General features: G+C 68.5%; 25 protein-coding genes. 19 read left to right on the top strand and 6 right to left on the bottom strand.

Going from position 1 to position 24,674, the window contains the following annotated elements:
- Nucleotides 1–28 precede the first annotated feature (28 nt).
- A complete protein-coding gene (locus AC1RVW_RS18865; RefSeq protein WP_081266058.1) occupies nt 29–700 on the bottom strand; it encodes a TetR family transcriptional regulator in 672 nt (223 codons plus the stop codon).
- A 176-nt stretch (nt 701–876) separates the two neighbouring features.
- Here AC1RVW_RS18865 and AC1RVW_RS18860 point away from each other — a divergent pair, with 176 nt between their 5' ends.
- The 4 genes from AC1RVW_RS18860 (at nt 877) to AC1RVW_RS18845 (ending at nt 7,729) form a co-directional block, all read left to right on the top strand.
- Nucleotides 877–2,145 (top strand): efflux RND transporter periplasmic adaptor subunit, encoded by a 1,269-nt coding sequence (locus AC1RVW_RS18860; protein WP_409194387.1) that lies wholly within the window; start codon nt 877–879, stop codon nt 2,143–2,145.
- An 18-nt stretch (nt 2,146–2,163) separates the two neighbouring features.
- On the top strand, nt 2,164–5,328 hold the full coding sequence (locus AC1RVW_RS18855; protein ID WP_081266060.1) for an efflux RND transporter permease subunit: 3,165 nt from the start codon (nt 2,164–2,166) through the stop codon (nt 5,326–5,328).
- A gap of 156 nt (nt 5,329–5,484) precedes the next feature.
- Nucleotides 5,485–6,909: an efflux transporter outer membrane subunit gene (locus AC1RVW_RS18850; protein WP_493201782.1), complete on the top strand. Its 1,425-nt coding sequence runs from the start codon at nt 5,485–5,487 to the stop codon at nt 6,907–6,909.
- A gap of 124 nt (nt 6,910–7,033) precedes the next feature.
- Nucleotides 7,034–7,729 (top strand): c-type cytochrome, encoded by a 696-nt coding sequence (locus tag AC1RVW_RS18845; RefSeq protein WP_493201726.1) that lies wholly within the window; start codon nt 7,034–7,036, stop codon nt 7,727–7,729.
- A gap of 48 nt (nt 7,730–7,777) precedes the next feature.
- On the opposite strand, the gene AC1RVW_RS18840 is transcribed toward AC1RVW_RS18845, so the two are convergent.
- The 3 genes from AC1RVW_RS18840 to AC1RVW_RS18830 all read right to left on the bottom strand — a co-directional run bounded on the left by AC1RVW_RS18840 (nt 7,778) and on the right by AC1RVW_RS18830 (nt 9,860).
- A complete protein-coding gene (locus tag AC1RVW_RS18840; protein WP_493201724.1) occupies nt 7,778–8,344 on the bottom strand; it encodes a DUF2946 family protein in 567 nt (188 codons plus the stop codon).
- Nucleotides 8,345–8,363: 19 nt separating this feature from the next.
- Nucleotides 8,364–9,341, bottom strand: coding sequence for a YheT family hydrolase (locus AC1RVW_RS18835; protein ID WP_493201722.1), 978 nt, complete (start codon nt 9,339–9,341; stop codon nt 8,364–8,366).
- 66 nt (nt 9,342–9,407) lie between these two features.
- Nucleotides 9,408–9,860 (bottom strand): YybH family protein, encoded by a 453-nt coding sequence (locus AC1RVW_RS18830; protein WP_081266065.1) that lies wholly within the window; start codon nt 9,858–9,860, stop codon nt 9,408–9,410.
- A 217-nt stretch (nt 9,861–10,077) separates the two neighbouring features.
- Between AC1RVW_RS18830 and rutA the strand changes: the two genes are divergently transcribed.
- Genes rutA through rutF form a run of 6 tightly spaced genes read left to right on the top strand, consistent with a single transcriptional unit; the run spans nt 10,078 to nt 14,394 of the window.
- Nucleotides 10,078–11,190 carry a pyrimidine utilization protein A gene (rutA, locus tag AC1RVW_RS18825; RefSeq protein ID WP_493201721.1) on the top strand — a complete coding sequence of 371 codons (1,113 nt, stop codon included), beginning with the start codon at nt 10,078–10,080 and terminating at the stop codon, nt 11,188–11,190.
- 14 nt (nt 11,191–11,204) lie between these two features.
- Complete coding sequence (gene rutB, locus AC1RVW_RS18820) at nt 11,205–11,999, top strand: pyrimidine utilization protein B (RefSeq protein WP_493201719.1); 795 nt, start codon at nt 11,205–11,207, stop codon at nt 11,997–11,999.
- 25 nt (nt 12,000–12,024) lie between these two features.
- Nucleotides 12,025–12,417 carry a pyrimidine utilization protein C gene (gene rutC, locus AC1RVW_RS18815; RefSeq protein WP_081266067.1) on the top strand — a complete coding sequence of 131 codons (393 nt, stop codon included), beginning with the start codon at nt 12,025–12,027 and terminating at the stop codon, nt 12,415–12,417.
- An 8-nt stretch (nt 12,418–12,425) separates the two neighbouring features.
- A complete protein-coding gene (gene rutD, locus AC1RVW_RS18810) occupies nt 12,426–13,232 on the top strand; it encodes a pyrimidine utilization protein D (protein ID WP_493201718.1) in 807 nt (268 codons plus the stop codon).
- Nucleotides 13,229–13,828, top strand: a complete 600-nt coding sequence (locus tag AC1RVW_RS18805; RefSeq protein WP_493201716.1) for a malonic semialdehyde reductase — start codon at nt 13,229–13,231, stop codon at nt 13,826–13,828. Before rutD ends, AC1RVW_RS18805 begins: the two co-directional genes overlap by 4 nt.
- A 14-nt stretch (nt 13,829–13,842) precedes the next feature.
- Nucleotides 13,843–14,394, top strand: coding sequence for an NADH-dependent FMN reductase RutF (gene rutF, locus AC1RVW_RS18800; RefSeq protein ID WP_081266070.1), 552 nt, complete (start codon nt 13,843–13,845; stop codon nt 14,392–14,394).
- Nucleotides 14,395–14,434: 40 nt separating this feature from the next.
- On the opposite strand, the gene rutR is transcribed toward rutF, so the two are convergent.
- Nucleotides 14,435–15,142 (bottom strand): HTH-type transcriptional regulator RutR, encoded by a 708-nt coding sequence (rutR, locus tag AC1RVW_RS18795; protein ID WP_493201714.1) that lies wholly within the window; start codon nt 15,140–15,142, stop codon nt 14,435–14,437.
- Between the two features lie 226 nt (nt 15,143–15,368).
- Here rutR and AC1RVW_RS18790 point away from each other — a divergent pair, with 226 nt between their 5' ends.
- From AC1RVW_RS18790 to AC1RVW_RS18760, 7 genes are all read left to right on the top strand, one after another.
- On the top strand, nt 15,369–16,370 hold the full coding sequence (locus AC1RVW_RS18790; protein WP_409194395.1) for an isopenicillin N synthase family dioxygenase: 1,002 nt from the start codon (nt 15,369–15,371) through the stop codon (nt 16,368–16,370).
- Nucleotides 16,371–16,564: 194 nt separating this feature from the next.
- Nucleotides 16,565–16,951 (top strand): VOC family protein, encoded by a 387-nt coding sequence (locus AC1RVW_RS18785; RefSeq protein WP_081266073.1) that lies wholly within the window; start codon nt 16,565–16,567, stop codon nt 16,949–16,951.
- Between the two features lie 105 nt (nt 16,952–17,056).
- Nucleotides 17,057–18,124, top strand: coding sequence for a BMP family ABC transporter substrate-binding protein (locus tag AC1RVW_RS18780; protein WP_234382281.1), 1,068 nt, complete (start codon nt 17,057–17,059; stop codon nt 18,122–18,124).
- 3 nt (nt 18,125–18,127) lie between these two features.
- Complete coding sequence (locus AC1RVW_RS18775) at nt 18,128–19,654, top strand: ABC transporter ATP-binding protein (RefSeq protein ID WP_106936619.1); 1,527 nt, start codon at nt 18,128–18,130, stop codon at nt 19,652–19,654.
- The gene (locus AC1RVW_RS18770) at nt 19,647–20,801 is read left to right on the top strand and encodes an ABC transporter permease (RefSeq protein ID WP_493201711.1); all 1,155 of its coding nucleotides are present in this window, start codon (nt 19,647–19,649) and stop codon (nt 20,799–20,801) included. The genes AC1RVW_RS18775 and AC1RVW_RS18770 overlap by 8 nt, the downstream gene beginning before the upstream one ends.
- Entirely contained in the window at nt 20,798–21,730 is a 933-nt protein-coding gene (locus AC1RVW_RS18765) for an ABC transporter permease (RefSeq protein WP_081266077.1), read from the top strand. Before AC1RVW_RS18770 ends, AC1RVW_RS18765 begins: the two co-directional genes overlap by 4 nt.
- Nucleotides 21,727–22,401, top strand: a complete 675-nt coding sequence (locus AC1RVW_RS18760) for a cysteine hydrolase family protein (protein WP_493201710.1) — start codon at nt 21,727–21,729, stop codon at nt 22,399–22,401. The genes AC1RVW_RS18765 and AC1RVW_RS18760 overlap by 4 nt, the downstream gene beginning before the upstream one ends.
- 22 nt (nt 22,402–22,423) lie before the next feature.
- On the opposite strand, the gene AC1RVW_RS18755 is transcribed toward AC1RVW_RS18760, so the two are convergent.
- Nucleotides 22,424–23,191: a hypothetical protein gene (locus AC1RVW_RS18755; RefSeq protein WP_493201708.1), complete on the bottom strand. Its 768-nt coding sequence runs from the start codon at nt 23,189–23,191 to the stop codon at nt 22,424–22,426.
- Between the two features lie 45 nt (nt 23,192–23,236).
- On the opposite strand from AC1RVW_RS18755, the gene AC1RVW_RS18750 reads away from it, so the two are divergent.
- Both AC1RVW_RS18750 and AC1RVW_RS18745 read left to right on the top strand, forming a co-directional pair.
- Nucleotides 23,237–23,836, top strand: a complete 600-nt coding sequence (locus tag AC1RVW_RS18750) for a LemA family protein (protein ID WP_172839768.1) — start codon at nt 23,237–23,239, stop codon at nt 23,834–23,836.
- A gap of 126 nt (nt 23,837–23,962) precedes the next feature.
- A partial coding sequence (locus tag AC1RVW_RS18745) for a TPM domain-containing protein (RefSeq protein ID WP_493201706.1) occupies nt 23,963–24,674 on the top strand: 712 nt, incomplete at its 3' end.

Here is a 24,674-nt window from a genome sequence, read left to right as displayed (position 1 = left end):
AAGCACCGGAGCCAGACATTATGGCCTATCAGGCGGCCTCTGTTTCGGCTTCGTCCGCAACCGCCGCCGCGGACAGCAGCGGACCGAAGCCCAACCCCGCCAGATAGACCCTGAAGGTGCGCCTTCCCGTGGGCACGAGATCGAAGGCCTCCGGGTCGAGCAGCCAGTTCTGGATGAGCCCGCTGATGAGCGCATGCAGCCCCTGCGCGGCCATGGCGCCGGGCACCGGCAGCTTGATGCGGGCGCGGCGGGCGGCCAGCCGCAGGGCCTTTTCGAAATCGGCGACGCAGGCGTTGCGGGCGTCGAGGTGGCGCTGCTGCACGGAAGCCATGTCGTGCGTGTATTCGACCTTGTGGGTCGCCACGTCGAACACGCGGCGCACCTGCGGGTCGGTGGCCATGAGGGTCAGCGCGTGGACCATGCCCTCTTCGATCTCGGCCAGCGGATCGTCGACGCCGCTGGCGCTGGAGGCCCTGGGCCCTGCTTCGAGCGGAAGGATGACGCGCTCCATCATGGCGTTGAACAAGTCGGCCTTGTCCTTGAAATGCCAATAGATGGCGCCGCGCGTGGCGCCGGCCTGCTGCGCGATCTGCTGCAGCGTGGTCTGCGAGACGCCCTGCGCCTGAAACAGCAGCTCCGCGGCATCGAGCAACCGATGCCGCGTGGCCATTGCTTCTTCCTTCGTACGACGTGCCACCAAGTCTCCTGATTTGTAAAGCAACGCCCTTTCCCGGTCGTGGGGCCATTGCACGACCGTCACTATACATCCATGAATGTATGTAAACTACCGGGCTTCCCCGATGGCCCGCCTGCCCGTACAGGTTTCCGGTTCGCCCGAGAACGCGCCATCTCCCGTCTTCGCTTCAAAGGAATCGCATGCCTCTCCTGCATGTTTCGCGCCAATCGTCCTTTTCGCCGCGTCTCGCGACCGTGGCCGCCGTTGCCCTGCTGGTCCTCGCGGGCTGTGGCAAGAGCGATGCGCCCGCCGGCGCAGGCGCACCCGGCGGCGGCGGCCACCCGGCGCCCGAGGTCGGCGTGGTGGTTGCGGCTCCGGGCGACGTCGGCCTCGTCACCGAACTGCCCGGCCGCCTCGAGGCCTCGCGCGTCGCGCAGGTCCGTGCCCGCGCCTCGGGCATCCTGCTGAAGCGCGAATTCCGCGAAGGCAGCGACGTGAAGGCCGGCCAGCTGCTGTTCCGCATCGACCCCGCGCCGCTGGTGGCCTCCCTGCAGAACGCACAGGCCACGCTGGCCCGCGCCGAGGCCAACGCAGTGCAGGCCAAGGCCCTGGCCGACCGCTACAAGCCGCTGGTCGAGGCCAACGCCGTGAGCAAGCAGGAATACGCGACGGCCGTGGCCTCGCAGAAAACCGCCGAGGCCGACGTGGCTTCCGGCCGCGCCGCCGTGCAGACCGCCAAGATCAACCTCGGCTATGCCGACGTGACCTCGCCCATCGCCGGTCGCATCGGCCGCGCCCTCGTGACCGAAGGCGCGCTGGTGGGCCAGGGTGACGCCACCGAGCTGGCCGTGGTGCAGCAGATCAACCCGGTGTACGTCAACTTCACGCAGTCGGCCACCGACGTGCTGAAGCTGCGCCGCGCGCTGGCCGACGGCCAGTACAAGCGCGCGGGCGGCGAGGAAGCCGCCAGCGTGCGCGTGGTGCTGGAAGACGGCAGCGAGTACGCACAGGAAGGCAAGCTGCTGTTCTCCGACCTCACGGTCGACTCGACCACCGGCCAGATCACGCTGCGCGCCGAAGTGCCCAACCCCAAGGGCGAGCTGCTGCCCGGCCTGTACGTTCGCGTGAGGCTGGAGCAGGCCAAGGCCACCAATGCGATCGCGCTGCCGCAGCAGGCGGTCACGCGCACGCAGCAGGGCGACACCGTCACGGTGGTCGACAAGGACGGCAAGCTGTCCAAGCGCAACGTGAAGATCAGCGCCGCCAAGGACAACCAGTGGGTGGTGCTCGACGGCCTGAAGGCCGGCGAACAGGTGATGGTCGACGGCTTCCAGAAGCTGCAGATGATGCCGCCGGGCACGCCCGTGAAGGCGGTGCCGTGGACCAAGCCAAACCCCGCCGCAGCGGCCAAGCCGGCTGCGGCGGCGCCTGCCGCCGCCGAACCGGCGGCCACGGCCGAGAAGAAGTAATCAGGAGCGCGCCCGCAAATGGCCAAATTTTTTATCGACCGCCCGATCTTCGCGTGGGTGATCGCACTGTTCATCCTCGTGGTGGGCGGCGTGGCAATCACCCAGCTGCCGATCTCGCAGTACCCGCCGGTGGCGCCTCCCGCCATCGTGATCAACGTCGCCTACCCTGGCGCCTCGGCCCAGACGCTCGAGGACAGCGTGCTGTCCGTCATCGAGCGTGAAATGAACGGCTCGCCGGGCATGATCTACATGGAATCGGTGGCCCAGGCCGACGGCACCGGCTCCATCACGATCAGCTTCGAGGCCGGCACCAACGACGACCTCGCGCAGGTGGACGTGCAGAACCGGCTGTCGCGGGCAACCCCGCGCCTGCCCTCCGCCGTGACGCAGCAGGGCGTGCGCGTGGACAAGTCGCGCAACAACTTCCTGATGTTCGTGATGCTGTCCTCCGACAACCCGAACATCGACCCGGTGGCGCTCGGCGACTATGCCGCGCGCAACGTGGTGCCCGAGTTGCAGCGCGTGGTCGGCGTGGGCCAGGCCCAGCTGTTCGGCTCCGAGAACGCGATGCGCATCTGGATCGACCCGGCCAAGCTGCAGGGCTTCAACCTGTCGGCCACCGACGTCAACAACGCGATCCGCGCACAGAACGCGCAGGTGTCCTCCGGCACCATCGGTGACCTGCCCAACATCCCCGGCCAGGCCATCGCGGCCACGGTGGTGGTGAACGGCCAGCTCGCCAACGTCGACCAGTTCAAGGAAATCGTGCTGCGCGCCAACACCGACGGCTCGACCGTGCGGCTGAAGGACGTGGCCCGCGTCGAGCTCGGCGGCCAGTCGTACGCCACCTCGGCGCGCCTGAACGGCGTGCCGGCGGTCGGCGTGGGCGTGCAGCCCACGCCCAACGGCAACGCGCTGCAGTCGGCCAAGGCGATCCGCGCCAAGATGGCCGAACTCGAGCGCTACTTCCCGCAGGGCGTGAAGTGGGCCATTCCGTACGACAGCTCGCGCTTCGTGCAGATCTCGATCACCGAGGTGGTCAAGACGCTGCTGGAAGCCGTGGCGCTGGTGTTCGTGGTGATGTTCCTGTTCCTGCAGAACTGGCGCTACACGATCATCCCGACCATCGTGGTGCCGATCGCGCTGCTGGGTACCTTCGCCTCGCTGCTGGCGCTGGGCTTCTCGATCAACGTTCTGACCATGTTCGGCATGGTGCTGGTGATCGGTATCGTGGTGGACGACGCCATCGTGGTGGTGGAGAACGTCGAGCGCATCATGAGCGAAGAGGGGCTGTCGCCGCTCGAAGCCACGCGCAAGGCCATGCGCCAGATCTCCGGCGCCATCATCGGCGTGACCGTGGTGCTGGTGTCGGTGTTCGTGCCGCTCGCGTTCTTCGCGGGCTCCACCGGCAACATCTACCGCCAGTTCTCGGCGGTGATGGTGGCGTCGATCGCCTTCTCGGCGTTCATGGCGCTGTCGCTCACGCCGGCGCTGTGCGCCACGCTGCTCAAGCCGGTCGAAGCAGGCCACCACCACGAGAAGACCGGCTTCTTCGGCTGGTTCAACCGCGGTTTCACGCGCACGGCCAAGGGCTACGAGAGCCTCGTCGCCCGCGTGCTGCGCCGCGCCGCGCGCTACCTCGTGATCTACGCCGCGATCATCGCCGCGGTGGTGTTCACCTACACCCGCCTGCCCAGCTCGTTCCTGCCGCAGGAAGACCAGGGCAACATCATCGTGAACGTGCAGCTGCCCCCGGGCGCCACGCAGGAACGCGCGCTGTCGGTCATGCAGCAGGTCGAGGGCTTCATCCTGAAGCAGCCCGAAGTGCAGAGCATGGTCGGCGTGATGGGCTTCAGCTTCTCTGGCCAGGGCCAGAACGCGGGCCTCGCCTTCGTGACGCTGAAGGACTGGGACGAACGCAAGGACCCGGCCCACTCGGCCAGCGCGCTGGCCGGCCGTGCCTTCGGTGCGCTGTCGGGCATCCGCGACGCCTTCATCTACCCGCTGAGCCCGCCGCCCATTCCCGAACTGGGCAACGCCAGCGGCTTCAGCTTCCGCCTGCAGGACCGCTCGGGCGCAGGCCACGAGGCGCTGATCAACGCACGCAACCAGCTGCTGGGCATGGCCTCGCAGAGCAAGATCCTGTCGCAGGTGCGCCCTGACGGCCTGGAAGACGCGCCGCAACTGCAGATCGACATCGACCGCGACAAGGCGAACGCGCTGGGCGTGACCTTCGACGCGATCAATGCCACGCTGTCGACCGCGCTGGGTTCGAGCTACATCAACGACTTCCCGAACCGCGGCCGCCTGCAGCGCGTGGTGGTGCAGGCCGATGCGCCGGCGCGCATGCAGCCCGACGACCTGCTCAAGCTGAACGCCAGCAACACGCAGGGCCTGCCGGTGCCGCTGTCGGCCTTCGCGACCACCAAATGGGTCACGGGCGCCACGCAGACGGTGCGCTACAACGGCTACCCCGCGATCCGCATCAGCGGCGACGCAGCGGCCGGCTACAGCACCGGCGCCGCGATGGCCGAGATGGAAAAGCTCGCCTCGCAGCTGCCGCAGGGCTTCGGCTTCGAATGGACCGGCCAGTCGCGCGAAGAAAAGCTCGCGGGTTCGCAGGCCATCGTGCTGTACGGCTTCGCGATCCTGGCGGTGTTCCTGTGCCTGGCCGCGCTGTACGAGAGCTGGTCGATCCCGCTGTCGGTGATCCTGGTGGTGCCGCTCGGCGTGCTGGGCGTGCTGCTGGCAACCATGCTGCGCGCCTATTCGAACGACGTGTACTTCCAGGTGGGGCTGATCACCATCATCGGCCTCTCCGCGAAGAACGCGATCCTGATCATCGAGTTCGCCAAGGACCTGCAGGCGCAGGGCAAGGGCGTCATCGAATCGGCACTGGCCGCCGCGCACCTGCGCTTCCGCCCGATCGTGATGACCTCGCTGGCCTTCGGCCTGGGCGTGCTGCCGCTGGTGCTCGCCTCGGGCGCCGGCTCGGCCAGCCAGCGTGCCATCGGCACCGGCGTGCTGGGCGGCATGGTGACGGGCACGGCGCTGGCCGTGATCTTCGTGCCGGTGTTCTTCGTGGTGGTGCGCAGCCTGTTCAAGGGCAGCGCGCGCCAGCGCGAGGCCGACAAGCGGCATGCGGAAGCGGCCGGCATCACGGAGGAACCGAAACATGACTGAACTCGGGCACACCCCCAGGCCGCGCGCACTGCGTGTCGCTACGCCCACCCCCTTGCAGGGGGCAACACCAGCGGCCCGTCAGAGCCGGTTCCGCGGTGTTTCCCGAACAGGCCGCGCCGCGCATGCAGCGCGAACGGCCATGGAGTCGCTATGACAATGACGAAATTCATTCCAACAGCCCTGGCAGCGGCAATGCTGCTGGCCGGCTGCTCGCTGATCCCGACCTACGAGCGCCCCGCGGCGCCGGTGCCGACCACCTTCCCGGGCGACCCGGCGCAGCCGCCCGGACAGGCCGCGGCCAACCTGGCCTGGCAGGACTTCTTCACCGACCCGCGCCTGGCGGGCCTGATCCGGACGGCGCTGTCGAACAACCGCGACCTGCGGGTGTCGGTGCTCAACATCGAGCAGGCGCGCGCGCAGTTCCAGATCCAGCGCTCGGCGCTGTTCCCGGCGCTGGGCCTGACGGGTTCGGGCTCGCGCTCGGGCCCCAACCCGTACCAGGGCATCGAGCCCGGCGCGGGCAGCGTGGCCTCGCAGTACAGCGTCAACTTCGGCTTCACGGCCTGGGAGCTCGACTTCTTCGGCCGCATCCGCGCGCTGAAGGACCAGGCCCTGGCGCAGTACCTGGCCACCGATGAAACGCGCAAGGCGGTGCAGATCAGCCTGATCGCGTCGGTCGCGAACGGCTGGCTCACGCTGCTGGCCGACGACGAACTGCTCGAGATCACGCGCCAGACGCTGGTCACGCGCGAAGAGTCGGTGCGCCTCACGAAGCTGCGCTTCGACAACGGCGTGTCTTCCGAGCTCGACTTCCAGGCGTCGAACGGCCAGCTCGAAAGCGCGCGCGCCGCCTATGCGCAGCAACTGCGCACCCGCGCGGAGGACGAGAACGCCCTCGCCCTGCTGCTGGGCGCGCCGGTGCCCGCCGAAGCCACGGCGGGCGGCGCCAAGGGCCTCGCCGGCATCAAGCCGATGCCCGACGTGCCTGCCGGCCTGCCCTCCGACCTGCTGGCCGAGCGCCCGGACATCCGCGCGGCGGAGCAGCAGCTGATAGCGGCCAACGCCAACATCGGCGCGGCGCGTGCGAACTTCTTCCCGCGCGTGTCCCTGACCAGCTCCATCGGCACCGCGAGCACCGAGTTCTCGGGCCTGTTCGACCGCGGCTCCAAGGCCTGGTCCTTCGCGCCGACGGTGACGCTGCCGATCTTCAACGCGGGCAGCAACCGCGCGACGCTCGAGTCGGCCAAGGCCGGGCGCGAGATCGCGGTGGCGCAGTACGAGAAGTCGATCCAGACGGCGTTCCGCGAAGTGGCCGATGCGCTCGCGGGCCGCGCCACGCTGGGCGAACAGGTGCGCGCGCTGCGTGCGCAGGCCGATGCGGAGGCGGTGCGCTTCAAGCTGTCCGACCTGCGCTACCGCAATGGCATCGCCAGCGCGCTCGACCTGCTCGACGCGCAGCGCTCGCTGTTCTCGGCACAGCAGTCGGCCGTGACCACGCAGCTGCTGCAGCTGCAGAACCAGGTCACGCTGTACAAGACGCTGGGTGGCGGCTGGGCCACGCGCGACGGCAACAACGGCTGATGCGCTGAGAAACTTTGGCGTCCGCTAAGGGTAGGTCCCTTGCCCGCTTGGGCAAGGGGTCTCTCTATAATCGCCGGTTGGTTAGGAAAAGCCCCCCGACGAGCCCCCGATATTGAGGACGCCAATGAGCGCAGACCCGCATTACCAGGCCACAGAAGAAGCCCACACCGGGCCGATCAAGAACCCGAAGCAGCTGCTTCTCGCGGTATTTTTCTCCTTCATCGCCCCGATCCTGATCATCGTGGGTCTTGTTTCCTATGTGGTCTCGGGCGACAAGCCCTCGGGCACCGCGCAGGGCGACAACATGTCCCTCTACGGCGTGACCAAGGAAGCGCGCGACCGCGAAGTGGCCGAGCGCCTCAAGAAGGTCGGCGCCATCGAGATCCGCGATGCCAACCGTCCGCTGGCCACCGGCGAGACCGTCTTCAAGGCCCAGTGCGCCACCTGCCACGGCTCGCCCGGTATCCCTGGCGCGCCGCACTTCCAGGACGCCGCAGCCTGGGGCCCGCGCATCGGACAGGGCTACGCCACGCTTCTCGAACACGCCCTGAAGGGCAAGGGCGCCATGCCTGCCCAGGGCGGCGGCGACTTCGAAGACCTCGAAGTGGGCCGTGCCGTGGTCTACATGGCCAATGCCGGCGGCGCCAAGTTCCCGGTGCCGGATCGCCCGGCTCCGGCCGCCTCCGCCGATGCACCCGCTGCCGAAGGCGCTGCTGGAGCGGCTCCCGCAGCTGCTGCAGCCGGCGCTGCTGCCGCACCCGCGGCCCCTGCGGCGGCAGCAGCCCCTGCTCCCGCAGCAAGCGCTCCCGCTGCCAACTAGGCGTTTACCCTAGTCTTGAGAACGAAGCCGGCCCAGCGCCGGCTTTTTTCATGGGCGGGTGGCCTCTGCTGCAGCAGCGGCTTCGGCGTGGTGTTGCGCCGGGCTCAGCACGTGCCCGAAGCGGTCGGGCAGTTGTGCGGCACGCACTTCCTCCGGCGTCCAGAGCCCGCGTTCGATGGCATCCGCCGCAATGCCGACGTCCTGCGTGTGCACCAGCCCCAGCCCGGCCGAAGACGACAGGTAGAGCCTGCCATCCTCGTCGAGCAGGCAGCCGGTCACCTTGGCGGGCTGGCCGGTGTGCGCGGTGACGGTGAAGCCGTCGCCCTGCTCGGCCACCCGCCACACCAGGGGCGCCGCCTCCAGTTCCACGTACACGCGCTGCGGCCCGTTCTGGAAGAACCACTGGCCTTCGCCGTCGTGCTCGTAGTTGCGGTGAATGAACTCGATCAGCTTGTCGTGCCTGAGCATCGATCCCTTCGCTGCTGGAAAGGGGCCTTCGGCCTGCGTGCGGTCGTCGCGCATGTACCAGTTGCCGCGCGCGTCCAGACCGAGCCAGCCATAGCAGTGCGGCACGTTGGGCCATTTGGCGAGTGCCTGTTTGACGATGTCATCCATGAAGCTATTGTGCTCGCCGTCAGGCGTGGCGGGTCAGCCAGCCGCCTACGCGCTCCGGCATGCCGCGCACGTGCCCCGGCGGCAGCCCCATGGGAAAGCCCACGTGGCCGCCATGCGCGGGCTGCCACAGCGTGACGTGCGCACCCACCTCGCCGGGCAGCGGCAGGCTGCTGGCGGGAATGAAAGGGTCGTTGCGCGCGTTCACCACCAGCGCGGGCACGCGGATGGATGCCAGGTGCGGCTTGGCCGAGCCCCGGGCCCAGTAGTCGTCGGCATCGCGAAAGCCGTGCAGGGGCGCGGTGAAGATGTCGTCGAAGGTATAGAGGTCGCGCGCGGCCAGCAGGCGGTCGCGGTCGAAAAGGCCAGGGAACTGCGCCAGCTTGGCCATGGCCTTGGGCTTCATGGTCGCGAGGAACATGCGCGTGTAGACCAGCTTGTTGAAGCCCCTGCCGATGGCCTCGCCGCCCGCCGCCAGGTCGAGCGGCGCACACACCGAGGCCACCGCGTTCACCACGCCGGCAGCCGTTTCACCGGCCTCAGAGGCCCATCGCATCAACGCGTTGCCGCCGAGCGACACGCCCGCGGCCAGCACCGGACCGCCGCCCTTGCGCGCATGGTTCTCGCGCATGCGCGAGAGGATCCAGCCGATCTCCTCGAAGTCGCCCGAGTGATAGGCGCGCGGCGCCAAGTTCAGTTCGCCGCTGCAGCCCCGGAAATGCGGCACCGCGAAGGCCATGCCCTGCGACGCGGCGAATGCGGCGAAGGCTTCGGCGTAATGGCTGCGCGATGAACCCTCCAGGCCGTGGAACAGCACCAGCAGCGGCGCCGGCTGCCGGGGCGCATCGACGAAGTCGACGTCGATGAAGTCGCCGTCGGGCGTCTGCCAGCGCTCGCGCCGGTAGACCGGCGCCGGCCCGTCGAAGCGGCGTGCATAGAGCGCGGGCCAGATCGTCTGCAGGTTGCCGCCGGGCAGCCAGCGCGGCGCCATGTAGCCCATGGCCGTCGAGGGGGAAGGGCCCGAAGCGGATGACGGGGGAGCGGAAGGAACGAAGGACGGCATCGATCAATGCAGGGTCTGGGGCGGATCGTTGGCGTCGTCGGGTTCGCGCGCGCTGCCGGGGCTCGCATGGTGCGCCACCAGGCGCCAGCCCTGCGCGGTCTTGTGATAGACGTTGGTGGCCAGCACGAAAGCGTGGCGCGGGCCCTCGGCCGTGAGCACCTCGATGCGCTCCAGCACGTTGTGCACCGCGCTGGCGAGCGATTCGATCTTGCGCACCCGCGCGGGCGTGGCGTGGATCGCGCCGTTGCCGAACATCTGCTCGAAGGCCGCGCGGATCGCGACCGCGCCCACGAGCCGCGGACCGCCGGGGTGCACGCAGAACACCTCGTCCTCGTCGGCCCAGCAGGCCATCAGTGCATCGATGTCGCCGCGTTGCAGCGCTTCGTAGAAGGCCGCTTCGACGTCGTCGGCAGTGCCGCCGATGGCCGCGGCGGCGCGGAGTGGAGTCTTGGGCATGGCGTGATTCTGCCGCGCAGTCGGTGACGGGGGCACTGCACCGCTTTGGCACGGTCCGCACCGCGGTGCCGCAATCCTGGCGAATCGCCTGCTCCGTTTTGGACCAAATGGTCAAACACAAACCGAAAAATACAACTAAGCCATTGATTTAAAACAACTTTTTAAACTGGCACGCCGCATGCAAGGAGCTGCGCAATCACGCAACAGGAGTCCTTCCATGAACGTCGGCATCTTCATTCCCATCGGCAACAACGGCTGGCTGCTTTCCGAAAACGCGCCCCAGTACAAGCCCAGCTTCGAGCTCAACAAGCAGATCACGCTGAAGGCCGAGCGCTACGGCGTCGACTTCGCGCTGTCCATGATCAAGCTGCGCGGCTTCGGCGGCAAGACGGAGTTCTGGGACCACAACCTGGAGTCGTTCACGCTCATGGCCGGCCTCGCGGCCGTCACCAGCAAGATCAAGCTGTTTGCCACGGCCGCATCGCTGGTCATGCCGCCGGCCATCGTTGCGCGCATGTCGTCGACCATCGACTCCATCTCCAACGGACGCTTCGGCCTGAACCTCGTCACCGGCTGGCAGCGCCCCGAGTACTCGCAGATGGGCATGTGGCCCGGCGACCAGTTCTTCGGCACGCGCTACCAGTACCTCAGCGAGTACATCCAGGTGCTGCGCGACCTGTGGGGCACCGGCCAGTCGGACTTCAAGGGCGAGCACTTCAAGATGGACGACTGCCGCATGAGCCCGCAGCCGCAGGCCGACATGAAGGTGATCTGCGCCGGCCAGAGCGACGCGGGCATGGAGTTCTCCGCCAGGTACGCCGACTACAACTTCTGCTTCGGCAAGGGCGTGAACACGCCCAAGGCCTTCGCGCCCGCGGCCCAGAAGCTCATCGAGGCCACCGCCAAGACCGGCCGCCACGTCACCACCTACGTGCTGATGATGGTGATCGCCGACGAGACCGACGAAGCCGCGCGCGCCAAGTGGGAGCACTACAAGGCTGGCGCCGACCACGAAGCCATTGCATGGCTGGGCCAGCAGGGCGCGGCCGACACCAAGTCGGGCGCCGACACCAACGTGCGGCAGATGGCCGACCCGACCTCGGCCGTGAACATCAACATGGGCACGCTGGTGGGCTCCTACGCAAGCGTCGCACGCATGCTCGACGAAGTGGCCGAGGTGCCCGGCACCGAAGGCGTGCTGCTGACCTTCGACGACTTCCTGCAGGGCGTGGAAGCCTTCGGCGAGCGCATCCAGCCGCTCATGAAGAGCCGCGCGCACGTGCAGAGCCCCGTGCCGTCGCAGATCGAGCCCCAGCGCCTCGCGGCCTGAACAGGAGCACCCACGTGAGCGCACCCGCACGCAACACCACCCTCACCTCGACCACGCCCGTCGGCGCGCCCCGCCTGCCCGGCGCACCCGCACCGCTGGTGCTGCCGGCACGCCCCGAGCCGCTTGCGATGCACGCCAGCGATTCGGCGCTCATCGTCGTCGACATGCAGAACGCCTATGCATCCATTGGCGGGTATGTCGACTCGGCCGGCTTCGACATCTCCGGCGCGCAAGGCACCATCGCCAACATCGTGCGCGCCATTGCCGCGGCGCGCGCGGCCGGCATGCTGGTCGTGTTCCTGCAGAACGGCTGGGACGCCGCATACGTGGAAGCCGGCGGCCCCGGCTCGCCCAACTGGCACAAGTCGAACGCGCTCAAGACCATGCGCGCCAAACCCGAGCTGCAGGGCAAGTTCCTCGCCAAGGGCGGCTGGGACTACGAACTCATCGACCAGATGAAGCCACAGGCCGGCGACATCGTCGTGCCCAAGACGCGCTACAGCGGCTTCTTCAACAGCACGCTCGACAGCACACTGCGCGCGCGCGGCATCCGGCACCTGGCCTTCACCGGCATCGCGACCAACGTGTGCGTGGAGTCGACGCTGCGAGACGCCTTCCACCTCGAGTACTTCGCCGTGATGCTGGAAGACGCCACGCACGAACTCGGCGGCCCGGCCATCCAGAAGGCATCGGTCTACAACGTCGAGACCTTCTTCGGATGGGTCTCCACGGTGGACCAGTTCTGCACCACCTTCGCCGCGCCGCAAGCCGTTTCCCAACCCGCGTCGGCCGAAGCGGCCGTCGCCTGATTCACCTTCATCGAGGAGTTCCCCCATGCCCAAGCAAGCCATCATCCCTCCCGGCACCGGCGTGCCGCTCGCCCCCTATGTTCCCGGCACGCTCGCCGACGGCGTGCTCTACGTGTCGGGCACGCTGCCCTTCGACAAGGACAACAACGTGGTGCACGTCGGCGACGCGAGTGCGCAGGCCCGGCATGTGCTCACCATCATCAAGGGCGTGGTCGAGGCCGCCGGCGGCACCATGGACGACGTGACCTTCAACCAGATCATGCTCAAGGACTGGGCCGACTACGCGAAGATCAACGCGGTGTATGCCGAGTTCTTTCCCGGCACCAAGCCCGCGCGCTACTGCATCCAGTGCGGCCTGGTGAAGCCCGATGCGCTGATCGAGATCGCCTCGATCGCGCACATCGGCAACAAGGGCTGAGGCGCCGCATGCCTTCGCTGCACTACGAGGTGCACGGGCCGTCCGAGGCGCCCTCCACCGTGCTGCTGTCGTCGGGCCTCGGCGGCTCGGCCGGTTTCTGGCAGCCGCAGCTCGGCGCGCTGGTCGACGCCGGGCACCGCGTCGTCGCCTACGACCAGCGCGGCACGGGTCGCAGCCCCGGCGCGCTGCCCGCTGCCTATGCCATCGAGCACATGGCGCGGGACGTGCTGGAAATCCTCGACGCCACGAACACTTCGCGGTGCCACTTCGCGGGCCATGCGCTCGGCGGCCTCGTGGGCCTGCAGCTCGCGCTGGATGCACCCGCGCGCATTGCGAGCCTCGTGCTCGTCAACGCATGGTCGAAGACCAATCCGCATTCGGCGCGCTGCTTCGATGCCCGGCTCGCGCTGCTCGGCGCATGCGGTGCGCGCGCCTATGTGGAAGCGCAGCCGATCTTCCTCTACCCCGCAGCCTGGGCCGCCGAGCACGCGCAGCGCGTGGCCGCCGAAGTCGATCACGCCTTCGCCCATTTTCCCGGCGAGGCCAACATGCGCGCGCGCATCGCCGCGCTGCGCGCCTTCGACATCGACGCACGGCTGGGCGACATCACCGCGCCCGCATTGGTGGCCGCGGCCAAGGACGACGCACTCGTGCCCTGGACCTGCTCCCAGCGCCTGGCCGATGGCCTGCGCGACGTCACGCTCGACTTCATGCCGCACGGCGGCCACGCCCACAGCGTGACCGAGGCCGAGGCCTTCAACCGCAGCCTGCTCGACTTTCTTTCGCGGGTCACCGCACCCGCAGTTCCAGCATGACCACTCTTGCATCCACACTCGACGACGCAGCGCTGTCGCTGCTGTTCACCGCCGCACGCAGCCACAACGGCTGGACCGACGAGCCCGTCACCGACGCGCAACTGCGGCAGATCTATTCGCTCGCGAGCCTGGGCCCGACCTCGGCCAACTGCTCGCCCGCGCGCTTCGTGTTCGTGCGCACGCCCGAAGGCAAGCAGCGCCTGGCGCCCGCGCTCTCCAAGGGCAACCTCGACAAGACCATGAGCGCGCCGGTCACCGTCATTGCCGCATGGGACCGCAAGTTCTACGACAGTCTGCCCACGCTGTTCCCGCAAGCCGACGCGCGCAGCTGGTTCACCGGCAGCCCCGAGGCCGCGCACGAGACCGCCTTCCGCAACGCGAGCCTGCAGGCCGGCTATCTGCTGCTGGCCGCGCGCGCGGTGGGCCTGGACGCCGGCCCGATGTCGGGCTTCGACAAGGCGAAGGTCGATGCGGCCTTTTTCGAGGGCACCGACTGGACCGTCAATTTCCTCATCAACCTCGGCCACGGCGATGCGTCGAAGGTGTTCGGCCGCCTGCCGCGGCTGCCCTTCGACGAAGCCTGCATGCTGGCCTGAAGGAGTCACTCTCCATGTTGAACGCCATGGCCTCACACGCCCCTTCGTCATCGAACCCCGCCGGCTTGCCTGCGGGCTTGCAGAAGGCCGACTACCGCAACGCGATGGCGCGGCTGGGCGCGGCGGTGAACATCATCACCACCGACGGCCCGGCGGGCCGCGCCGGCTTCACCGCATCGGCCGTGTGCAGCGTGACCGACGAGCCGCCGACGCTGCTGGTGTGCCTGAACCGGTCCGCTTCCGTGTACCCGGCGTTCAAGGCCAACGGCGTGCTGTGCGTGAATGTGCTGGCGGCGGGCCACCAGTCGCTGTCCGCGTTGTTCGGCGGCAAGACGCCGATGGACGAGCGCTTCGCCGCCGGCCGCTGGAGCCGCAAGACCACCGGCTCGCCGATGCTCGACGATGCGGCCGTGTCGTTCGACTGCCGCGTGGTGCACGCGACGAGCGCGGGCACGCACGACGTGCTGTTCTGCGAGGCCGTGGCGATCGCGATCGGCGGCGCGGCGCAGGGCTTGATCTACTTCGACCGGCGCTATCACGAGATCGCGGCGCCGCCGCAGCACTGAATTGCTTCCTCCCCCGGAAGGGGAGGGAGCAAGGCAAGAGTCAGCGCGGCGCGATGCCCTGCAGCACGATGCGCTGAACGTTCTCCGCCGTCTCCTCGAAGAACGCCGCATCTTCCAGCGTGTGCCCCGTCAGCGCCTGCACCTGGACGCCGAAATCCGCGTAGTGCTGCGTCACCGCCCACAGCGCGAAGATCAGGTGGTGCGGATCGACCGGCGCCAGCTTGCCGGACTCGACCCAGGCGCGGATCACTTCCGATTTCTTCTCCACCAGCGAGCGCAGCTCGCGGTCCAGTTCGTCGCGCAGCAGCGGCGCGCCCTGGATCATTTCAAGGCAGAACAGCCGCGATGCATCGGGCCGGTCGCGCGACACCACCAGCTTGCGGCGGATGTAGCCGCCGATGGCCTCGGCCGGGTCCTGCTCGGCGCTGAAGCCGCGCAGCGGTTCGAGCCACAGCGCGAGCAGGTCGCGCAGCACGTTGACGTAGAGCTCTTCCTTGTTCGCGAAGTAATAGAGCAGGTTGCTCTTCGACACATCGGCACGCGCCGCCACCTGGTCGATCGATGTGCCGTGCAGGCCGAAGCGCGAGAACAGCCCCAGCGCCGCGCCGAGGATCGCGGTGCGCTTGTCCTCGATCTGGCGCAGCCGCCGGTTCACGGCCGACGCACTGCGCACGGCCGGCTTGGCACGCTTGCGCGCCGGTTTGTCGGTACTGCTGCTGGCTGCGGCCAGCGCCTTGGTCTTCGGCATCTTCCCTCGCTCTTCTTTTCACGTTCATCGGTTTTCAAACGGCGCACCACTGTAAGGCCACGGTGCATCGCCTTGCGTCACGACCGGCGGCACAACGCGGTGTTGCGCACCATGCTGACGCGGCGAATGCGATTTGTCCATTTGGTCCAACTGGCACAGACGTTGCATGGCGAAAGGCATGCCAACGCATGCACGACTGCATGACCGACCGAATGAGGAAGCCGCCATGACCCTGCTGTCCGTTCCCATCATCGATCTCGCGCCCTACTTCGACGGCACCGCCGAAGGCAAGTCGGCGGTTGCGAGAAAAGTCGACGAAGCCTGCCGAAGCATCGGCTTTCTCGTCATCACCAACCATGGCATCGCGCCCGAGCTGATAGAGCGCGTGTCGTCGCTCTCGCGCCAGTTCTTCGACATGCCGCTGGCCGAGAAGCGCAAGGTCGACCGGCCGCGCGAAGACGCGGTGCGCGGCTACAGCGCGGTCGGCGAAGAGGGGCTCTCCTACAGCCTGGAAGAGGCAGCGCCCGGCGACCTGAAGGAGTCGTTCTCCATCGGCCCGTCGAACGTGCCCGACGACGACTATCACCGCGGCCCAGCCGCCGGCCCGCACTTCGAGCCCAACAGCTGGCCGCCCATCGACGGTTTCCGCGAAGCCTACGAAGGCTACTTCGAGGCCATGAGCGATCTCTCGCGCTCGCTGATGCGCATCTTCGCGCTCGGCCTCTCCCTGCCCGAGACCTTCTTCGACGACAAGATCGACGAGCACATCAGCATGTTCCGCGTGCTGAGCTATCCGCCGCAGCGCGAGCAGCCGCTGCCGGGCCAGTTGCGCGCGGGCGCGCACAGCGACTACGGCAGCCTCACCATCGTGCTGCCCGACGACAAGGGCCTGCAGGTGTTCAACAAGGCAGGCCAGTGGGTCGACGTGCCGCAGGTCGAGGGCGGCCTGGTCGTCAACATTGCCGACCTGATGATGCAGTGGACCAACGACCAGTGGGTGTCCACGCTGCACCGCGTGATCAACCCGCCGTTCGAGGTGGCGAGCACCAACCGCCGCCAGTCGCTGGTGTTCTTCCACCAGCCGAACTACGACGCGATGGTCGAGTGCCTGCCGAGCTGCCTCGCGCCCGGCGAGGTTGCCAAGTACGCACCCATTTCCTCCGGAGACCACCTGACGTCGAAGTTCGTCAAGCAGACGACCTTTGGCGGGACCAAGGCGGTGGCTTGAGATGACTTACCGCTGTTCTTCGGGGCGCGCTCACGCCGACGGGGTACCTTGCTCCGCGAATGTGCGCAGGGCGTCGGGTGCTCCCCGCAGCGAAATAAAGGAGGAGGCCGCAGGCCGGGGGACATTCGCGGAGGGGAGTACCCGACGGCCTGTGCACGCGCCCTGAAAAACACCACATCAAAAAAAGCACAGACATGGCCCATCTCTCCTACGTCAACGTCTTCGCCAAAGACGTGGTCGCGCTCAGCGGCTTCTACCAGCGCGTGTTCGGCTTCACAGAGATAGAAGCCATCCGCTCCCCCATCTTCCGCGGCCTGGACACCGGCAAGTCGAGCCTCGGCTTCAACGCGCTCGACGCCTATGAGCTGCTGCACCTGAGCGAGTACTCCGACACACGCGGCGTCAAGTTCCTGCTGAACATCGACGTCGACAGCCAGGCCGACGTCGACCGCATGGTGCCCGTTGCCCTGGAGGCCGGCGCCACGCTGGTGAAGGCGCCCTACGTTACTTACTACAACTGGTACCAGTCGGTGCTGCTCGACCCCGAAGGCAACGTGTTCCGCATCAATTTCATGATGTAGCCGCACGCGACCTCCCCTCTTTTTTTCTCCTCTCTTCCCATGCTCCCCACGAAAGGTTGCTTCATGCCGCGCACTCCCTCCCACGGCCCCGTCCTCGGGCTTGCCATGACCCTCGCAGCCGGCGGCGCGCTCTTCACCACGCTGCCCGCCGTTGCGGCCGACGGCTTCACGCTCAAGGACAAGCCGAAGATCGCGATGCTCTACTTCGGCCCCAAGAACGACGGCGGCTGGACGCAGGCCTTCGACGAAGCCCGCGTGAAGATCGAGAAGGAGATCGGCCAGAAAATCCAGTTCGTCGAGAACGTGCCCGAAGACGCATCGGCCATCAAGCCCGCCGCGGAGAAGTTCATCCAGCGCGGCGCCAACATCGTCATCGGCACCGCCTTCGGTTACTCCGACAGCTTCAAGGACCTGGCCGCCAAGTACCCCGACGTGGCCTTCCTCAACGGCTCCGGCACCACCAATGGCAGCAACCTCGAGTCGTTCTACGGCCGCACCTACGAGAGCCAGTACCTCTGCGGCATGGCCGCGGGCGCGGCGTCGAAGACCGGCAAGCTCGGCTTCGTCGCGGCCAACCCCTTCGGCGTGGTGAACTGGACCATCAACGCCTTCGCGCTCGGCGCGCAGAAGATGAACCCGAACGCCACCGTCAACGTGATCTACACCGGCGCGTGGAACGACCCGGTGAAGGAACGCGCGGCAGCCGCGGCATTGATCGACCAGGGCGCCGACGTGATCGGCCAGCACGTCGACAGCCCCACGCCGCAGATCGTGGCGCAGGAGCGCGGCGTGTACGGCACCGGCCACCACCGCGACCTGCGCCAGTTCGCGCCCAAGGCCACGCTGTGCTCGTCGGTGTGGGTGTGGGACCGCTTCCTCACGCCGGAGCTCAAGAAGATCATGGCCGGCAACTGGAAGCCAGCCCAGTACGGCGCCTTCATCGAGATGAAGGACGGCGGCACCGACATCGCCGGCTTCGGCCCCGCCGTGCCCAAGGACAAGGCCGCGCTCATCACCGCCGAGCGCGACGCGATCATGAAGGGCAAGCAGATCTACGCCGGCCCGCTCGCCGACCGCGACGGCAAGGAGCGCGTCGCCAAGGGCGCGGTGCTGTCCGATGCCGACCTCTGGAAGATGGACTGGTTCGTCAAGGGCGTGGTCACGCAGAAGTAAGCCATGCCCAATGCGCTGGAACTCACCGGCATCCGCAAGTCCTTCGACGGCTTCGCGGCACTGACCGACGCCCACTTCACCGCGCGCTGGGGCGAGGTGCATGCCCTGCTCGGCGAGAACGGCGCGGGCAAGTCGTCGCTCATGAACATCGCGGCCGGGCTCTATGCGCCCGAGGCGGGCCAGCTGCTGGTGGACGACAACGCGGTGCGCTTCACCGGCCCGCGCGATGCGGCCAGGCAGCGCATCGGCATGGTCCACCAGCATTTCAAGCTGGTGCGGCCGTTCACCGTGGCGCAGAACATCCTGCTCACCGCGCCGCCGCCCGTCGGCTTCCAGAGCCACGGCGAAAGGCTGCGCGAAATAGAGCGCGACATCCGCAACAAGGCCTCGGAGCTGGGCTTCGACATCGATCCGTCGAAGCGCGTCGATGCGCTGTCGATCGCCGAGCAGCAGCGCGTGGAGATCCTCAAGGTGCTGCTGGCGGGCGCGCGCATCCTGATCCTCGACGAGCCCACCGCCGTGCTGACCGACCAGGAAGCCGCGCGCCTGCTGCAGACCGTGCAGGGGCTGGCGCGCAAGGGCGCCGCGGTGGTGCTGGTCACGCACAAGATGGCCGACGTGAAAACGTACGCCGACCGCGTGACGGTGATGCGCGGCGGCCGCACGGTGGCCACGCTGAAGCCGGCCGAGGCCACGACCGCCGAGCTGGTGAAGCTCACGGTGGGCGAGTCGATCGCCGCCCAGGGCTTCCAGGCCCCGGCCGCATCGCGCGGCCCGGTGCGGCTGACGGTGCGCGGGCTGCGCACGCCTGCTTCGCCCGAAGGCCGGCGGGTGCTCGACGGCGTCGACCTCGAACTGCATGCCGGCGAGATCTACGGGCTTGCCGGCGTGGGCGGCAACGGGCAGGGCGAACTGGCGGGCGCCATCATGGGCCTGCCGGGCGAAGCCACCGAAGGCGAGATCCGGCTCGAAGGCCACGGCGACCTGAAGACGATGGCCGCATCCGCGCGGCGCGGCATCGGCATTGCCGCGATTCCGGCAGACCGCTACGGCCTTGCGCTCGCGGGCGGCCTGTCGGTGGCCGAAAACTACGCCATCGGCCGCGTGCACACCGGCCGCTACGGCCCCGTGTGGCGCCTGCGCCGGGGCCGCATCCAGGCAGACACGCAGGAGGCGGTACGCGCCTTCGACGTGCAGGGCGTGCGCTCCGTCGCGCAGAAGGCGGCGCTGCTGTCGGGCGGCAATGCGCAGAAGCTGGTGCTGGCGCGCGAGTTCGGCAAGTCGCCGACGCTGGTGCTCGCGCACAGCCCGAGCCGCGGCCTCGACGTGCGCGCCAGCGCAGAGGTGCATGCGCGGCTGCGCGCGGCACGCGACGGCGGCGCTGCGGTGCTGCTGATCAGCGAAGACCTCGACGAAGTGCTGCAGCTCGCCGACCGCGTGGGCGTGATGACGCGCGGGCGCATCGCCGGCGAGTTCGCACAGCCCGCCGACCGGCAGGCGATAGGGCAGGCGATGGTGGACCATGGTTGAAGCATCCCTCTCCGCAGACATGGCAAGCGCACCGAAGACCGTCGCGGCAAAGCCGCCGCAGCCACAGCCACAGCCGCTGGCGCGCCGCCGCTACGCGCTGGAGATCCGCCAGCACATGGCATGGCGCTGGCAGGCGCTGATCCTCGCGGCGGCGCTGCTGGTGGGCTTCGCCATCTCCGCCGCCATCCTGGTGGCGGCCGGCGTGCCCGCCGACGAACTGGCCAACGAGTTCGTCACGCAGACCTTCCTCGATGGCCAGAACTTCCGCGCGGTGCTGTTCCAGGCGGCGCCGATGATCCTCGTCGGCCTGGCCGGCGCCATCGCGTTCCGCGCGCGCTTCTGGAACCTCGGGCTCGAGGGCCAGATGATCTGGGGCGCCATCGGCGCCACGGCGGTGTCGATGTGGCAGATCGGCCCCGACAACCTGCGCCTGCCGCTCATGTTCATCGCGGCCGTCGGCTGCGGCCTGCTGTGGGTGCTGGGCCCGGCGTGGCTGAAGCTGAAGCTGGGCGTGAACGAGATCATCTCGACGCTGATGCTCAACTACATGGCGGCCAACTTCCTGCTGCACCTGGTGTACGGAAGCTGGAAGGACCCGAAGGACAACTTTCCCTATTCGCCGCAGTTCCGCGCGTTCGAGCGGCTGCCCGAACTCGGCGGCGGCGTGGGCAGCTCGATCCTGCTGGCGGGCGTTGTCGCGCTGCTCGCGTGGTGGCTGGTGAGCGTGAGCCGCGCGGGCCTGTACCTGCGCTTCGTCGACGCCAACCCGCGTGTCGCGCATGCCAACGGCGTGCCGGTGCGGCGCACCATCTACGGCGCGGTGCTGCTGTCGGGTGCGATGGCCGGTCTCGCGGGCTTCGCCGTTGCGGCGGGGCAGGAAGGCAGGCTCACGCAGGCCTTCTACCAGGGCTACGGCTTCTCGGGCATCCTCATTGCCTTCCTTGCGCGCAACAACCCGCTGGCGGCCACGGTGGTGGCGCTGCTGGTGGCGGCGCTGTTCGTCACCGGGCGCAGCCTGCAGGTGTTCTACCAGGTGCCGTTCTCGATGGTGCAGCTCATACAGGCCATCATCGTGGTGTGCGTGGCGTCGAGCGATTTCTTCATCCGCCACCGGCTGCGCCGCGTGGGCGCGGAGGCTTCGGCATGAGCGGCGGCATCGTTCTCAACTGGCTGGCGAGCACGCCGGACTTCGCGGTGCCCTATGCGCTCGCGGCGCTCGGCCTGATCATCTGCGAGCGCGCGGGCGTGCTGGCGCTCGGTGCCGAGGGGCTGATGCTGGTCGGCGCATTGGCCGGCATCGGCGCGCAGATCGCCATCGGGCAGCCGGCGGTGTCGCTGGTGCTGGCCATGCTCGCGGCCAGCGTGGTGTCGGTGCTGTTCGCGGTGATGGTGATCTGGCTGCGCGTGAACCAGGTGATTGCAGGGCTCGCGCTGGTGTTCTTCTGCCAGGGGCTCACGGCGCTGGTCGGCTCCATGGCCGAGTGGACCAACCACGCGACCGAAGGCATCGGCGCGATGGGCCTGTGGCCGCTGTCGATGCTGCCGGGCGTGGGCAGGCTCTTCGAGCAGAACGCGATGGTGTGGCTCACGCTGCCGATCTTCTGCGCGGTGGCTTGGTTCTTCGCGCGCACCTCCACCGGCCTGCGGCTGCGCGCGGTGGGCGAGAACCCGCAGGCCGCCGACGCCGCCGGCATCCGCGTGGCGGCATGGCGCTTCGCGGCGGTGCTCGCGGGCTCGGCGCTGGTGGGGCTGGCGGGCGCGTACATCTCGGTGGTCAGCACCAAGCTGTGGATCGCGGGCATGACCGGCGGGCGCGGCTGGATCGCCGTGGGCCTCGTGATCTTCGCGCGCTGGTCGCCGTGGAAGGCGCTGGTGGGCGCGCTGCTTTTCGGCTGCATCGAGGCGCTGATTCCGCAGCTGGCCGCCGCCGGCGTGCAGCTGCCGCAGTACTTCGTGATGATGACGCCCTATGCGGTGACGCTGGGCGTGATGGTGTGGGTCGCGCTCTCCAGGCGCGGCGCCGATGAAGAGCCCGGTGCGCTGGGCCAACCCTATGTGCGGGAAGAACGCCGATGAAGGCCTGGGTCTACAACGAGGAGCGCGAGCTCGACGCGGCGCAGTTCGCCGACTACCTGAACCCGGCCACCACGGCCGTGGTCTCCATCGACATGCACCGGGGCCATCTCGACGACGACCCCGACTGCCCCTGCCCCGCGCCGCGCGCACGCGACGTGGTGGCGCCCATCGACAGCTTCCACGACGAAGTGCGCGCGCTGGGCGTGCGCATCGTGCATGTCAGGTCGGTGCTGCGGCCCGGCGGCGAGGACGACACACGCGGCATTCCGGCCGCATGGCGGCGCACCTTCCCGCTGCATGTGGGCGAGATTCCGAACGCCCATGCGCATGCCATCGAAGGCACCAAGTGGACCGAGTGGGTCACGCGCGTGGAGCCCGGCGACATGCGCGTGGACAGCAAGCGCCGGCTCTCGGCGTTCTATCCGACCGACCTGGACTTTCTGCTGCGCAACCAGCGCATCGAGACGGTGGTGCTCGACGGCGGCTTCACCGACTGCTGCGTGCTCAACACCGCCTTCGACGCCAACAACCACAACTACCGCGTGATCGTGCTGCGCGACCTGGTGCGGGGCACCGACGCGCACCTGGAAGGCGCGGCGCTGGCGATGGTGTCGCTGCACCTGGGGCTGGTGATGGATTCGCGCGAGCTGCTGCGCAAGTGGCGTGAATGACGGCGCGAATGACCGCGCCAGCCTAGGCCGGCGCGCCCAGCCAGCGGCGCGCCTCGCCTTCCATGTCGCCCTGAGACGCACGCCACACCAGCTCCGGCGCGGCCACATGCACGCCCGGCGGCGCGATGCGCAGGGCGATGTCGACCAGCTCCGCCACCTTCGAAGCGCGCACCGGCTGTTCGCTGCTCGGCACCATGAAGCGCACGATGGACAGCATCCACGCGGCCACCCGCTCGAAGGGGTTGGCGAGCTTCGCATCGGCCGGCTTGCGCGCCGAGCGCACCAGGATCACGCGCTCGAAACCGTGGGCCACCACCGCCTGCTCGTCGAGGCTGGCGAGGCCGCGCTTCAGCGCCTCGGGCAGCCGGCCCTGGTCGTGCGGCTGCACGATGGCCAGCGTCTGCACGCCGCAGGCGCGCAGCCAGCGGGCGAGTTCGGGAAGGTCAGACGGCTCGGGCACCCACAGCGCGCGCTCGCGGTCGTGGTACAGGCGCGGCGGGTCGAACGCGATGATGGCGGTATGCGCCGACGTGAGCGGCCATTGGCCGATAGGAGTGCTCGTGCGCGGCGGGGTCAGGCACGCTTCCACGCCGCGCACGCCGTCGCGGATCGGCTCGCGCGCCAGCACGCGGGTGTGGGCATGCCGGTGGCTGCCCGCCAGCCGCCGCAGCAGTTCGGCGCCCAGCGCGCCTGTCGCGCCTGCGACCAGCAAGGTGCCGAACGCGGCGGACGCCAACGGCAATGCCGCGCGGTTCGCGGCCTGGAGGGCGTGGAGCGGGTCTAGGGCCATGGGGCATCTATGCTAACTTCCGCCTCTTCTGCGGAGGTAATGCAAATGATGATGAAGCGCTGGTTCCTGATCCTTGCGGCGGTCGTGTCCCTGAGCGGCTGCGGCTACAACCAGTTCCAGTCCCTCGACGAGGCCAGCAAGTCGGCCTGGAGCGAGGTGCTCAACCAGTACCAGCGCCGCGCCGACCTGGTGCCCAACATCGTCGCCACCGTCAAGGGAGAGGCCTCCTTCGAGCAGGACACGCTCACCAAGGTGGTCGAGGCCCGTGCCAAGGCCACCTCGATCCAGGTCACGCCGGAAACGCTGAACAACCCCGAAGCCTTCGCCAAGTTCCAGCAGGCGCAGGGCGAGCTGTCTTCCGCGCTGTCGCGGCTCATGGTGGTGTCGGAGCGCTACCCCGACCTCAAGGCCAACCAGGCCTTCCGCGACCTGCGCGTGACGCTCGAGGGCACCGAGAACCGCATCACCGTGGCGCGCAACCGCTACATCGAGACCGTGCAGGAGTACAACGTGCTCGCGCGCAGCTTCCCGACCAACATCACGGCCAAGATCTTCAGCTACGCGCCGAAGCCGACCTTCACGGTGCAGAACGAAGCGCAGATCTCCGTGCCACCGACGGTCGATTTCAGTAACCCGAAAAAGTAACCTCCCCCAGTCTTCGTGCACTTCGTGTCACTGCGCCTTCCCTCTCACCGGGGGCAACACCGGCGGCCCGGCAAAGCCGGTTCCGCGGTGTTTCTGGAATGGGCCGCACGCCTCCTTGCGGCACTCATGCTGCTGACGATGGGCGGCGCATTCGCGCAAGGCCTGCTGCCGGTGCCCGCGCTCACCGCGCGCGTGATCGACCAGACCGGCACGCTCGACGGCCCGCAGCGCAGCGGCCTGGAGACCAAGCTCGCCGCCTTCGAGCAGCGCAAGGGCTCGCAGATCGTGGTGCTGATGGTGCCGACCACCGCGCCCGAGGACATCGAGAGCTACACCCAGCGCGTGGGCGACACCTGGAAGATCGGCCGCAAGGGCGTCGGCGACGGCCTGCTGGTGGTCGTGGCCAAGAACGACCGCCGCATGCGCATCGCGCCCGCCAAGACGCTCGAAGGAGTTGTGCCCGACCTCGCGGCCAGCCGCATCATCGACGAGGAGATGAAGCCGCGCTTTCGCAACAACGACTTCTCCGGCGGGCTGAATGCGGCGGTCGACCGGATCATCGGGCTGGTCGACGGCGAGCCGCTGCCGGCACCGGTGCAGGACACGGGCGGCTCCGGCCGAGGCGGCGGCTTCGACTGGGAGAACCTCGCGATCTTCCTGTTCGTGGGCGTGTTCGTCGGCGCGCCCATCGCGCGCGCCGTCCTCGGCAAGAAGCTGGGCACGATCGTCGTGGGCGGCGGCGTGGGCGTGGTGGTGTTCTTCATCACCGCCAGCATCGCCATCGCGGTGATCGCCGCGCTTGTCGCGCTGGTGTTCTCGCTCGTCGCCGGCGCCGGAC

The sequence above is a fragment of the Variovorax sp. MPBD4-3 genome (assembly GCF_058809745.1).
The sequence above is the reverse complement of the archived record's forward strand: the minus strand, read 5'-3'. Positions and strand labels throughout refer to the sequence as shown.